The sequence below is a fragment of the Ignavibacteriota bacterium genome, assembly GCA_016707525.1.
Classification (GTDB): Bacteria; Bacteroidota; Ignavibacteria; order UBA10030; family UBA6906; genus JAGDMK01.
Window position 1 is genome coordinate 61,121 of sequence record JADJHP010000015.1, and the last position, 12,206, is coordinate 73,326.

The following is a 12,206-nucleotide window of genomic DNA, read 5'->3' on the forward strand; positions in this document are numbered from 1 at the left end:
TCATGAAACACCGCACCGCATTGTTCCTCGTCTGCGCACTCTGTTGCGCAGCACTCACCTCGCAGGCCATGGCCGGCGGCCCGTATACGCTCCGGTTCGGTTTGCAGCAGGGGAAGACCTACCTGTACGCGGATGTGGTCCACGCGGATGTGACGCAGGAGATGATGGGACAGGAAATGAAATCCGCGACCATCTCGACGAGCCTCAGCCGCCTCGTCATTGAGAAGTCCGGTGCCGATGGTATCTCCGCCATCACTTCCCTGGATTCGATGACCGTCTCCGTGAAGAATGCCCGGATGGATACCACGATGGTCATGCCTGATCTTCTCGGCAAACGCTCGCGCATCGTCCTCTCGCCGCTCGGCAGGGTGCTCAGCAAAGCGGTCATCGACACGGTCGGCAAAGCCGGTTCCCCGATGCGCGGTGCGTCTGCCCGCGACGCGATGCGCGTTCATGTGTTCCCGGAAGCCCCGGTCGCCGCCGGCGGCACGTGGACCGGGGTCATCGCAGACACGAACGAAGCAATGGGCGGGAAGATCGTGACGGTCTCGACCCTGACCTACACCCTCGCGGGTGAGGAGCAGAAGGCCGGACGTGCATGCGTGAAGATCACGTATGCGGGGACGATGGCGGTGGAAGGGAAAGGGAGCATGATGGGTGCGGAGATCTTCACGGAAGGGAAGGGGACGGTGAGTGGCGTGCTGCACTTTGATGCCGCGGCGGGCGTGACGGTTGCCGATGAATCCAGGATGGAGACGGACATGACGGCCGCCATCACCGGTGCACAGAACATGACGATGCCGATCTCCACGGTTGGCTCGAGCACGCGGACTCTTCGCGCTGTTCTCGATACGGCGCACTGACCATGCGGCCTCTCCATGCACTGATCATAGCGTGTGCCGCGGTGTTCACGGCACACCCTGCCCTTGCCGGCGCGGGGCCCGCAGAGCTTGCCGCCCGGCGTGCCCGCGTCCTGGCTGCCCTCGATCCGACGGCGGCCATGGTGCTGCGGGCCCCCGACGAGCGTAACCGTTCCGGTGATACGGGGTATAAGTACCGCACGGACAGCAATCTCCTCTACCTGACCGGCGAAGACCGGCCGGGACTCACGCTGGTCCTGGCACCCCGGGGCGTCCGCGTCGGTGATACGACCCTTCAGGTGGTGCTCTTCGCAAAAACCGAAACGAATGACGGCGTGCCTCCGGTCCCGGCGCTGGCCGACGGCATGATACGGCCGCCGGAGGAGCTCAAGGCCGCGCTGGAGACGTTGCTTCCGTCGCTCCAGACGCTCTTTACTGCCCCGATCTCTCCGGTGTTCGTGAGCGACTGGTTGAACAACAGGCCCTTGTTCCTTGAGCGGGATGTGAGAAAGGAACTCGAGAAGAAGTTCCCGCAATTGAAGATCAAGAGTCCATCACTGATCGTGGGGCGCTTGCGCGCGGTGAAGAGTCCGGTGGAAGTCGGACAGATCAGAAGGTCCATTGCTGCAACCGGAGAAGGGTTGGGCGCCGCATTCAGGATATGCCGTCCGGGCATGAAAGAGTATGAACTGCAGGCGGCGATCGAGTACCCGATGTACCGCAACGGGGCTACCGCTCCGGCGTTTTCCTCGATCGTCGGGTCGGGTCCGAACTCTCTGATCCTTCACTATGAACACAATCAGCGGACGATGCAGGCGGGTGATGTTGTGGTGATGGATGTCGGGGCCGAGATCGAGGGGTATGCCGCGGACATCACGCGGACGATCCCGGTCTCCGGGAAGTTCACGCCGGAACAGCGGAAGGTGTACGAGACGGTTCTGCGCGCGCAGGAAGCCATCATCAAGGCGATCAGGCCGGGAGCATTGTGGTCGGATATGGACCGTGCGGCGAAGGCCGTCATCGATGCTGCCGGGTATGGGAAGTACTGGCGGCATTCGGTGTCGCACCATCTGGGGATCGATGTCCACGATGCCGGGCCGATGGACACGTTGCGGGTGGGGATGGTCGTGACGATGGAGCCGGGCGTGTATATTCCGGTTGCCGATACCACGGTGGCGTCGGGGTTCCGTGGCGTGGGCATCCGGATCGAGGATGATGCCCTGGTCACGGAAACGGGGTGTGAAGTACTCACCGCTGCGGTACCGAAGCAGCCTGCCGACATCGAGAGGATCATGAAGAAGAAGTAGTGATGCGTCCCGTTCCGCAGCTCCCGGATCGGGTGACCGGTCGCGTGCGGCCACCCGGTACCCCGGCATCACAGCCGGACCTTGCCGCAGGGGGTCGTGCGTGAACCTACTGCTTCATGTACAATGTCCTGCTCGGGTACGCGAACCGGATCCCTTCCACCGCCAGGCGCCGGAGGACGGACAGATTGATGGACTGCTGGGTGTTCATGAAGAGTGTGTAGTCCGGCTCCACCATGAAGTACACGACCTCAAAGATGATCGCCGACTCGCCGAGTGTCTGGAGATGGGCGCGGTCGAACCGCACCCGGTCATGCGATACCACGATCTCCTTCAACATCGTTGGCACCTGTTCGAGCTTCTCGGGTGGCGTGCCATACTCCACGCCGATCGAGAACACGGCGCGCCGTTCCTGCATGCGCTTGTAATTCCGGATCCGGCTCTTGAGCAGGTCGGCATTGGAGACGATGATCTGCTCTCCCGAGATGCTCCGGATGCGCGTCGTCTTCAGTCCCACATGCTCCACCGTGCCCTGCACCGCATCGACCACAATGAAATCCCCGATCACGAACGGCTTGTCCAGCACGATCGACAGGGACGCGAACAGGTCTCCCAGGACGTTCTGGATCGCCAGAGCGACGGCGATACCGGTAACGCCAAGGCCGGCAACGAGCGCGGTGATATCGAACCCGAGGTTGTCCAGTGCCAGCAGCAGCACAATGGCCCAGAGCAGGATCTTTCCGACGAAGCCGAGTGCGGAAAGCGTGGTTGCGCTGGCGGCATCTTCGCTCATTTTCTGCCTGGTCGCCTTCGCGATCCCATACACGATGAGCCCGTTCCCCCAGATGGCACCCTGCAGGAGGAGGATCAGAATGATCGCCGTCCTGATGAACTCCGTGACCTCCGGCGCCCGGTGGATCATATGCGAGGCGCCATAGGTTGCGATCGCGATGAGGAACGACAGGCGCGTGCGGCCGAGCAGGTCCACGATCAGGTCATCGATATCGGTCTCGGTCCGTTCGGCGAGCATGCGGAGCCGGTGGACGATGATACGTTTTGCACCCGTGAGGATGACGGTGGTGATGATGACGGCCGCCAGTGCGGTCATCCAGAGACGTACGGTATTGCCGAACCAGATCTCGTCGAACATATCACATCTCCACTGCTTCGCCGGGGGTCAGGGTGAGAACTTTCTTTCTCATCGCTTCCGACAGGTGATCTTTCAGTTGTTCCGGGGTGCCTTCAAGCACCGGGTAGGTCCCGTAGTGCATCCCGATGATATGCTGCGGTTTGAGCAGTTTGCACGCGTACGCGGCCTCGAGCGGACCCATCGTATACGCGCCGCCGATGGGCAACATGACGATCTGCGGCTTGTAGAGGTGCCCGATGAGCTGCATGTCGCCGAACACTCCCGTGTCCCCGGCATGATAGATGGTCTGGCCGTTCTCGAGGCGGATGACGAATCCAGCGGGATCGCCCCCGGAGATGATCGGCCCGCCCGGTTCCAGCCCACCGCTGTGCTCGGCGTGCGTCATGGTGAAATGGAGGCCACGGAAGGATCCGGTGCCCGATTTATTGAGGCCGTGAACATTCTGGACGCCCTGGCCCTGCAGATAGACGGAGATCTCGTAGATCGCGAACACATGAGCGCCGGTCCGTTTGGCCAGTTCGACGGTGTTCCCGAAATGGTCCCCGTGTCCGTGGGTCACAAGGATCACATCCGCCTGGGCCCGGGCGAGCGCGTCCGGCGGTGCCTTCGGATTGTCCAACCAGGGATCCACAAGCACTGTGACCCCCCCGGGTGAGCGAATGGCGAATGCGGAATGGCCGTACCAGGTGATGCTGACCGGTGTCGGGTGTGCCTGCCGCGAATGATGTGGCATGGGGGGCCTCTCGCAAGTTCTTTGAAACAAAGGCTATAGTACCAAATTTCCGCCAATCTTCCTATATTGAAAGGATCTCAATTCCCCTGACACCTGGAACGGTCCCATGCGCCTTCGTATCCTCCGTTTGCTTGCGGTAGCTCTGCTCGGGTCTGTGCTCGCAGCATGTGCACAGCCCCTGCCGCTCACCGTCCTCCACACGAACGACATGCATGCATCGTTCGTCCCGCGCGAGGCCATCTGGACAAAGCAGACACCCATCCCGATGATCGGCGGGTTCAAGCAGGTGCAGTTCGCGATCGACTCGATCCGCAGCGGGCGCAACGACGTGCTCGTCCTCGATGCAGGCGACGTCATGACCGGCAACCCGATCACCGAGCGCGTGTACCGCGATGCCCAGGGTGGTGCGCTGTTCGCCATGATGAGCATGATGGGGTATGACGCATGGTGTGTCGGGAACCACGACCTGGATATTTCGCAGCAGAACCTTGCCGGACTGATGAACGTGGCGAGTTTTCCGACCGTCTCCGCCAACCTCGTCAATGAGGCCGGCCAGCCCCTCCTCAACAACCGTCCGTATGTCATCATCGAACGCGGCGGGATGAAGATCGGCATCATCGGGATCATCTCCCAGGAGCTGTACAGCCTGGTGTTGCAGACGAATCTCATCGGTGCGCGGGTCCTCTCGCCGGTGGAGACGGCCCGGAAGTATGCTGATGAACTCGGCCCGAAGACCGATCTGGTGATCGCGCTGACGCACCAGGGTGTGGATCAGGATTCCGCGTTGGCGGCCGAGGTCCGGGGGATCGACCTCATCGTTGGCGGCCATTCCCACACGCGTCTGAAGTCCCCGTTGATCGTGAATGGCATCCCCATCGTCCAGGCCGGCTCCAATACCGAGTACCTCGGCGTCGTTGACCTCCTCGTCGAAAAGCACAAGATCGTCAGGATCAACGGCAAGCTGCTGCCGCTCTGGGCGGCTCAGACGCGTCCACAGACACGCCTCGGGGCATTCGTGGATTCGCTCCAGACGGAGATCGATCGCGAGTACGATGAAGTGATCGGGACGCTGCGCGGGAACTGGGAGCGGAAACCGACCGCGAACACGATCGGCGGCTACGTGACAGAGGCCCAGCGCCAGGCGGTGCACGCCGATGTGGCTTTTATGAATCTCCACGGGATCCGGAGGGACATTCCCGCCGGCCCGTTGACGAAGCGTGAGCTGTTCGAAGCACTGCCGTTCCGCAATGTGCTCACCACCTTCAAGCTGACCGGCACCGAACTGGAGTCCATCCTTGCCCACGCCATCGCGCAACGGGAGCCGATCATTGTCACCGGCGTCACCGGTGAATGGTCCGCCGGCGCCGACGGCATTATCACCTTGCACAACGTCCGGATCAACGGCACGCCGTTGGAGGGGGGACGGTCGTACATCTGCACCGCCAACGATTACCTTGTCGGCGAGGCAAAGCGGTATCTCGGGATGCAACTCCCGGATGTGATCTATCTCCAGCGCACACTGTTCACGACTGTTGAAGAGGCTATCCGCAGGGACCGCGAGATCACTCCGGCCGTCCTGCCTTCACTGACACGTTCACACTGATCCAGTTGGGAGTAAGTTATGAGCACCGCTGCGCCGCATTTTCCGATCCTTATCATCACCGGCCGCCCCGCTGCGGGCAAGTCCGAACTCATCGACTTCCTCAAGAAATGCGATCCCGCCGAGCGTACGCGCCGTTTCAATATCGGCGAATTCGAGGAACTCGACGATTTCCTCTATGTCTGGGAGACCTTCGAAACGGACGACATCCTGTCGCGGCACGGCAAGCCCCGGGTATGGACGGACGAGAAGTACTGGTTCAAGGAGCATTTCATCTGGAACCTGTACATCGAGCGCATCAGTCTGGAGTACAGGAAGAAGGCAGCGCGCGACCCGCAGTACCACGACACGATGACCACGCTCATCGAATTCGCGCGTGGTGGGGAGAATGGGATCGAGGAAGCGCTCGGGTACATGCACGAGGACATCCTCAAGCGCGCGAAGCTGATCTACATCCGCGTGTCCTATGAGGAATCCGTGCGGAAGAACCATCGCCGTGCGCGGAAGGGGCAGGAGGATTCCATCCTGTATCATTCGTTGCCGGACGAGAAGATGGACTATTACTACAAGACGAACGATTGGGACAAGCTTGAGGCCCGCGATCCGAAGTACATCACGGTGAAGGGGTTCAAGGTCCCGTATGCGGTGTTCGAGAACATGCCGGAAAAGACACAGGATCCCCTCCTGATCGGGAACGAGTTGGAACGGGTGACCTCCATCCTGCGTACTGCGTAGAGAAGCGGGACGCGACCGGTGCAAGCGCACGAACGCCAGGGTGGTTCTCACCCTGGCGTTTCATATTCTGAGCGTCCCTGTCGTCGCTGGCCCTGCGTTCTTGCCAGCCCACCTCAGTGCGCCGCACCTCTCCCTTTGGGTATCGCGTTCCAGATCAACCTGGTCATCGCAATGCCGGCGATCGCGAAGGGGATCAGGAACACGGGCCAGTAGCTCCAGTTCCAGCTGGTGATATACCCGAGAGCGAGCGATTGAACCCCGGTGCCCAGGTACACGAGCCCGTCGATCAGTCCCACCGCTGTTGCGGCCGCTTTCCTTCCGCCGAAATCCATCGTTGCCGTCCCGCTCAGCATGCCGTGGGTGCCGATCACCGTGACGGACACGGCGGACACGAGGATCCCGAGGAGCAGGGGATTGCCATAGAGCGTCACCGTCATGCCGGCGACCGCGAGCAGGAGTACGGAGTAGAGGATGCCTGCGACCGGGGCACGGCGTGACCCGAAGAGGTGATCGGACATCCAGCCTGCCAGCATCCCTCCGCTTGCGCCGGCGAGCATGAGCATGAGTCCCCAGTTGTTCAGCCAGAACCTCCATGCCTCCGACGTGACGGGATCGGCGGCGATCTGTTCCTTGGCGAAGATCGGGAACCAGTGCATCACGCCATTCCGCAGCACGCCCGTGCAGAATTCGATGAGGCCCACGATGATGAGGACCCTGTTCGTGAAGATCCTGAGAAGGATCTCCTTGAGGTTGAAGGGGGCATCCTGCTCGCCCGATGATGCATCGCCGGTATCGAAGTCCGTGAACCCTGCCTGCCCGGGGGTATCGCGCAGGAAGAGCATGTCGAGCAGCACCCAGAAGAGGAGGATGGCGGCGGGGATGAAGAAGACGAGCCAGTATTGCGGGCTCGCCGGGTTCATGGCCTCGGTGAAGTTCACGACCGCCTGGCTCCAGTCGAAGGCGAAGTAGAGACCGAGCGAGATCAGGATCCCGAAGATCCCTCCGAAGATCCCGCGTTCGCGCACATGGAACCATGCAGCATTCACCTTCACGATCGCGACGGCGCCGTAACTCTGGAAGTACATGTTCAGGGAATAGATCACCGCGAAGGCGACCGTAAGATTGAGGGCCCAGTGCTCGACGAGGATCCCGTACACGACGATGCCCAGGAAGACATTCATCACGGCCGAGCCGATAGCTCCGATGAGCATCGCCCGTTTTCCTCCGATCCGGTCCGTGAGCGGGCCGTTGATCAGAAAGGAGAAGGCGTAGGTGATGGTGCCGGCGGCGAAGATGATGCCAAAGGCCTCCTTGGACATCAGGTCACCGAGCGCGTTCTTCGATACGGTGAGGTTGTACCTCGCCATATAGAGGAAGGCGTAGGTCAGGCCGAGTGGCAGCCAGTTGAAGAGCCGGCGGCGGCGGAAGGCCGCGGAGTGTACCGGGCGGTCAGAGACTGAGGTCATGGGATGTATGTGCCGATGGTGGCGGAACAGGATGGTGATGCTTCGTCCACCAATATACCAAATCCGTTCGAAACTTGCGCCGCGGAAAGGTTATTGTTCGCGCAGGCTTGACCAAGTGGGCGTCGTTTTGTATGTTCTCATGTCCCACCGGCCGTCTGTGCGAGGCAACCGTTCATCATGCCGGCGGACACACCCCGGGCCCGTCGGGGGGCCCACACCGGAGGACGCATGGTCAATATCTATCAGTTCCTGAATGGCGAGATCCGCAAGCTGACGTTCAAGGAGTTGCGGGCCGCCATTCTGGACCATAACAGCATCCTCTGGGTGGATATGGAAGACCCCATGGAGGCGGAAGAGGAGACCCTGTTGGTCTCGATGTGCGACTTCCACCACCTGGCGATCGAGGACTGTCAGCGCGGACGGGGAGAGGAAGGGCACCTTCCGAAGGTCGAGGATTTCGGCGACTATCTCTTCGTGATCTTCAACCCGGTAGAAGGGATCGCGACGGATGACCAGACCGACGCGATCGCCCGCCTCGAAGTGACCACATCCCAGCTCAGCGCGTTCCTCCTGAAGAACATGCTGGTCACCCACCATTATAAGCCCCTGCGGTCCATCTCGTACGTCGCCGGCCTTTGCTCGAAGAACCCGCAGGTGATGGGGCGCGGGCCGGACTATATCTTCCACATGATCATCGACGATGTCGTGGACAACTACACGCCGATGCTGGATAACCTGGATGACGCCATCGACCGTACGGAGGACGAGGTGTTCCACCAGCCGACGTCGGACACGATGATGCGGATCCTTCAGTTGAAGCGCAACATCATGACCATCCGGCGCGTTGCCGTGTACCAGCGTGAAATGCTCAACCGCCTCTCCCGCGGCGAGTTCCCGCTGATCACGACCGACGAGATGCTGTACTACCGGAATGTCTACGACCACCTCGTCCGCATGACCGACATGACGGATTCCTATCGCGATATGGTGTCTTCGTTGCTCGATGCGTATCTGTCCGTGACCTCCAACAGATTGAATCAGGTGATGAAGGTCCTGACGATCATCTCCACGATATTCCTGCCGTTGAGTGTGATCACGGGCTTCTTCGGGATGAACTTCACGCATCTCCCGATCGCGACGTGGGAGCACGGCGTCCTCGTAACGTCGCTCTTCATGCTCATTGTCGCAGGGGGGATGCTCGCCTTTTTCCGCTGGAACGACTGGATCTGACCCGTCCGCAGTGCGTTGCTTCTGCGGGCCGGTTTGGGTATATTTGTCGGCATGTCGACCGTCCCTCACCCCCGAACATCCATTCCCTGTGATGCGATCCGCCGGGCGCTGGTGATCAAACTCCGCGCGGTGGGCGATGTTGTGCTGTCATCGATCGTCCTGAACAACCTCCGGCAAGCGCTGCCGCACGCCGAACTGGATGTCCTGACCGAACGGGCGAGTGAATCGGTCGTGCGCACGCACCCCGCGGTCTCCTCCGTCGTCGTGTTCGATGCGAAACGGATGTCGGGCCTCGATCTGATCCGGGACGTCCGCCGCCGCCGGTATGATCTCGTGATCGACCTGTTCGGCAATCCGCGGACAGCGCTGGTGACGCGCCTGAGCGGCGCGCCGTACCGCGTCGGGTATCGGTTCCGCGGACGGACCTACGCCTACAATATCGTTGCCGAGCCGCGCGGGGGGTCGGTGCACAATACGCAGTTCAATCTCGATGCACTCGAACGGATCGGCGTCCCGATCATCGACCGGGCGGTCCATCTCTTTCCCTCTGCTGATGACCGGGCCTACGTCGACGCCTTCCTGCGTGATGCCGGCCTCGGCGATGCAACGCTGGTCGCCATCAACACCGGTGGCGGCTGGTATACGAAGAGGTGGGGGATCGACAGGTTTGCGGCACTTGCGGACCGGATCGCGACAGCGACAGGGTGGAAGATCATCCTGCCGTGGGGGCCCGGCCAGAAGGAAGAAGTGGAGGCGCTGAAGGCGCAGATGACCTCGCCCGCATTCATCCCTCCGCCCACATCACTCATGCAACTGACCGCGCTGTTCGAACGCACCGGGTGGGTCGTGAGCAACGATAGCGGTCCGATGCACATCGCCGCCGCGGCAGGTTCACGCGTGCTGGGCATCTTCGGTCCGACCCGCCCCGAACTGCAGGGGCCCTATGGTGAAGGGAACCAGACCGTCCGCCGCGAGGGGCTTGATTGCCTTGGCTGCAACCTCACCTCCTGCACGATCGGGAACATCTGCATGACCGAATTGAGCGTGGATGCGGTGTACGAAGCGTTCACCCGGCTCACGCGGCACTCATCATCACAGAGTATGCGCCCATGAAAACTCCGCTCACCATTCCTTCCTGCAAGCATTTCAACGGCTACAAGCCGTGCTTCCCCGGCGTGAACTGCCTCGAACAATGCCGCGAGGATGATCCGGTCGGGACGCGCATCCTGATCGTGAACCTGGATGCTATGGGAAATGTGCTGGTGACCACGAGCATCCTCCCCGCGATCAAGCGGAAGTATCCACAGAGCACGATCTCCTGGATCACCCTCAAGAACGCCGCGCCGCTTCTCAGGCACAACCCGCTGATCGATCGGGTGTGGCTCTGGGAACCGGAGAGCTGGCTCATCCTTGGCCAGATGTCCTTCGATGTCGTCCTGAACGTGGACAAGTCGCGGCGCTCCGGCGCGTTCACCATGGGCCTGAAGGCGCCGACGAAACTCGGCTTCGGCATCAATGCGAACGGTGCGATCATCCCGCTCAACCCGGAAGCGGAAGAGAACTACCGGCTCGGCCTGGACGATCACCTCAAGTTCAAGGTGAACACCAAGACCGTGGCGCAATTGCAGTGCGAACAGTTCTCCCTGGAATACCGCCGCGATCCGTACGTCCTCGTGCTTTCGCCCGGGGAACAGGAGTTCTGCGCCGCGTATCGTGCGGAACACGGGTTGGACCGCGCCGAACTCGTGGTCGGGTTCAATACCGGATGCTCGGAGCTGTATCCGAACAAGAAACTGACGATCGACCAGCACGTCGCGCTCATCGAGCGGCTTTCCTCCGTTCCTGGTATCCGCCTCGTCCTCCTGGGGGGGCCGGAGGATACGGTGCGCAACGCCGAGATCGAACGGCGGGTAGGGAAGAAGGTCCTGAACACGCCGACGACGGACGGCGTGCGGAGGGGGCTGTGCTACATCAACGTCGCCGACCTTGTCATCTCCGGCGATTCCTTCGGCATGCATGCGTCGATCGGGCTCGGGAAGCATGTGCTGGTGTGGTTCGGATTGAGCACGTGGACCGAGATCGATCTGTTCGACCGCGGCGCGAAATTCATTCCCGACGGGCTCTTCTGTGCTCCGTGCTGGAAGCGTGCCTGCCCCTACGGGTTGGAGTGCATCACGATGGTGGACCTGGACAGCATCGTGCAGCATGTGCTGGCGTTCCATGAGGCCCACCGGAACACCCCCGCCGCATGAAGCGCGTGCTCATCGTCTGCCTGCTGCTTGCCGGACAGGCATGGGGGCAGGATTCGCTGACCGTACGGCAGCCGCTGCCGGCGCAGCGCTTGAAGCCGATGCCCTTGCAGCCCACCACGCCCGCCCGCCGGTACATCGCCACCGGCATGGTCGGTGCGCTCCTCGGTGGTTCCCTCATCAGTTCCTACTTTGATTGGTGGCAGGGTGCGGACAGAAAATTCCACACCTCCGACGACGGGATGTTCAACAACTACTCCCTGGGCATCGACAAGGCCGGCCACGCCTACACCTCCTACTTCTACTTCCATACCTTTCATAATGTGATGCGGTGGGGAGGGTATGACGAACAGACGGCGCGGTGGTGGGCATTCGGGACCGCCGCATTCTTCGCGGTCTCCATTGAGGTCGGGGATGGGCTGAGCGATTTCGGATTCTCCTTCGGCGACCTGGGCTTCAACATGGCGGGGTTGGGCTACGGGCTCGCGCAGACCTACGTGCCGTTCCTGCGCAATTTCAATCTCAAATGGAGTTATGTGCCGCAGGAGGGGTACCGATGGCCGCCGAGATTCACGGAGCACTACGATGCGCACATCTATTGGCTGACCGTGAATGTGCATAACCTGCTGCCCGACGATGCGCGGCCGTGGTGGCCGGAGTTCCTGCAGCTGGCGGTCGGGTATGGTGTGGATGAGAAGCAGACCCGTCGGGAAGGGTTCATCGGACTCGATCTGAATCTTCGCGTGTTCCGTCCGACGCAGCCGGAGCTGCGGTTGCTTGTACAGACCGTGGACCTCTTCCACATCCCCATGCCGGGCATAAAAACGACCGGGGGCCGAAGCCCCCGGTATCAATGGATCGTGTGGAACTGAACTGACG

The 12,206-nt window shown here is 61.4% G+C and carries 11 protein-coding genes; 8 read left to right on the plus strand and 3 right to left on the minus strand.

Features of this window, described 5'->3' with window-relative positions; all coding sequences use genetic code 11:
• Positions 1-2: 2 nt before the first annotated feature.
• Both IPI01_19145 and IPI01_19150 read left to right on the plus strand, forming a co-directional pair.
• Complete coding sequence (locus IPI01_19145) at positions 3-863, plus strand: hypothetical protein (GenBank protein MBK7259871.1); 861 nt, start codon at positions 3-5, stop codon at positions 861-863.
• A 2-nt stretch (positions 864-865) separates the two neighbouring features.
• Positions 866-2,167: an aminopeptidase P family protein gene (locus tag IPI01_19150; protein ID MBK7259872.1), complete on the plus strand. Its 1,302-nt coding sequence runs from the start codon at positions 866-868 to the stop codon at positions 2,165-2,167.
• Positions 2,168-2,273: 106 nt separating this feature from the next.
• Here IPI01_19150 and IPI01_19155 read toward each other — a convergent pair whose 3' ends face one another.
• Complete coding sequence (locus IPI01_19155) at positions 2,274-3,314, minus strand: mechanosensitive ion channel family protein (protein MBK7259873.1); 1,041 nt, start codon at positions 3,312-3,314, stop codon at positions 2,274-2,276.
• A 1-nt stretch (position 3,315) separates the two neighbouring features.
• Positions 3,316-4,047, minus strand: a complete 732-nt coding sequence (locus IPI01_19160) for a metal-dependent hydrolase (protein MBK7259874.1) — start codon at positions 4,045-4,047, stop codon at positions 3,316-3,318.
• A gap of 106 nt (positions 4,048-4,153) precedes the next feature.
• Here IPI01_19160 and IPI01_19165 point away from each other — a divergent pair, with 106 nt between their 5' ends.
• Positions 4,154-5,650 carry a bifunctional metallophosphatase/5'-nucleotidase gene (locus tag IPI01_19165; protein MBK7259875.1) on the plus strand — a complete coding sequence of 499 codons (1,497 nt, stop codon included), beginning with the start codon at positions 4,154-4,156 and terminating at the stop codon, positions 5,648-5,650.
• Between the two features lie 18 nt (positions 5,651-5,668).
• Complete coding sequence (locus tag IPI01_19170; protein MBK7259876.1) at positions 5,669-6,382, plus strand: hypothetical protein; 714 nt, start codon at positions 5,669-5,671, stop codon at positions 6,380-6,382.
• A gap of 113 nt (positions 6,383-6,495) precedes the next feature.
• Here IPI01_19170 and IPI01_19175 read toward each other — a convergent pair whose 3' ends face one another.
• Positions 6,496-7,848, minus strand: a complete 1,353-nt coding sequence (locus IPI01_19175) for an MFS transporter (GenBank protein MBK7259877.1) — start codon at positions 7,846-7,848, stop codon at positions 6,496-6,498.
• A gap of 228 nt (positions 7,849-8,076) precedes the next feature.
• Between IPI01_19175 and corA the strand changes: the two genes are divergently transcribed.
• The 4 genes from corA to IPI01_19195 are packed head-to-tail and all read left to right on the plus strand — an operon-like array spanning position 8,077 to position 12,199.
• Positions 8,077-9,078, plus strand: a complete 1,002-nt coding sequence (gene corA / locus IPI01_19180; protein MBK7259878.1) for a magnesium/cobalt transporter CorA — start codon at positions 8,077-8,079, stop codon at positions 9,076-9,078.
• 51 nt (positions 9,079-9,129) lie between these two features.
• Positions 9,130-10,191 (plus strand): glycosyltransferase family 9 protein, encoded by a 1,062-nt coding sequence (locus IPI01_19185; GenBank protein MBK7259879.1) that lies wholly within the window; start codon positions 9,130-9,132, stop codon positions 10,189-10,191.
• A complete protein-coding gene (locus IPI01_19190; GenBank protein MBK7259880.1) occupies positions 10,188-11,330 on the plus strand; it encodes a glycosyltransferase family 9 protein in 1,143 nt (380 codons plus the stop codon). Before IPI01_19185 ends, IPI01_19190 begins: the two co-directional genes overlap by 4 nt.
• Positions 11,327-12,199, plus strand: a complete 873-nt coding sequence (locus IPI01_19195) for a DUF2279 domain-containing protein (GenBank protein ID MBK7259881.1) — start codon at positions 11,327-11,329, stop codon at positions 12,197-12,199. Before IPI01_19190 ends, IPI01_19195 begins: the two co-directional genes overlap by 4 nt.
• Positions 12,200-12,206 lie beyond the last annotated feature (7 nt).

What these genes read in the sequence shown, in the direction of transcription:
- IPI01_19145 (MBK7259871.1), top strand. Translation starts at nt 3, where the DNA reads ATGAAACACCGCACCGCATTGTTCCTCGTCTGCGCACTCTGTTGCGCA.
- IPI01_19150 (MBK7259872.1), top strand. Translation starts at nt 866, where the DNA reads ATGCGGCCTCTCCATGCACTGATCATAGCGTGTGCCGCGGTGTTCACG.
- IPI01_19155 (MBK7259873.1), bottom strand. Translation starts at nt 3,314, where the DNA reads ATGTTCGACGAGATCTGGTTCGGCAATACCGTACGTCTCTGGATGACC.
- IPI01_19160 (MBK7259874.1), bottom strand. Translation starts at nt 4,047, where the DNA reads ATGCCACATCATTCGCGGCAGGCACACCCGACACCGGTCAGCATCACC.
- IPI01_19165 (MBK7259875.1), top strand. Translation starts at nt 4,154, where the DNA reads ATGCGCCTTCGTATCCTCCGTTTGCTTGCGGTAGCTCTGCTCGGGTCT.
- IPI01_19170 (MBK7259876.1), top strand. Translation starts at nt 5,669, where the DNA reads ATGAGCACCGCTGCGCCGCATTTTCCGATCCTTATCATCACCGGCCGC.
- IPI01_19175 (MBK7259877.1), bottom strand. Translation starts at nt 7,848, where the DNA reads ATGACCTCAGTCTCTGACCGCCCGGTACACTCCGCGGCCTTCCGCCGC.
- corA (MBK7259878.1), top strand. Translation starts at nt 8,077, where the DNA reads ATGGTCAATATCTATCAGTTCCTGAATGGCGAGATCCGCAAGCTGACG.
- IPI01_19185 (MBK7259879.1), top strand. Translation starts at nt 9,130, where the DNA reads ATGTCGACCGTCCCTCACCCCCGAACATCCATTCCCTGTGATGCGATC.
- IPI01_19190 (MBK7259880.1), top strand. Translation starts at nt 10,188, where the DNA reads ATGAAAACTCCGCTCACCATTCCTTCCTGCAAGCATTTCAACGGCTAC.
- IPI01_19195 (MBK7259881.1), top strand. Translation starts at nt 11,327, where the DNA reads ATGAAGCGCGTGCTCATCGTCTGCCTGCTGCTTGCCGGACAGGCATGG.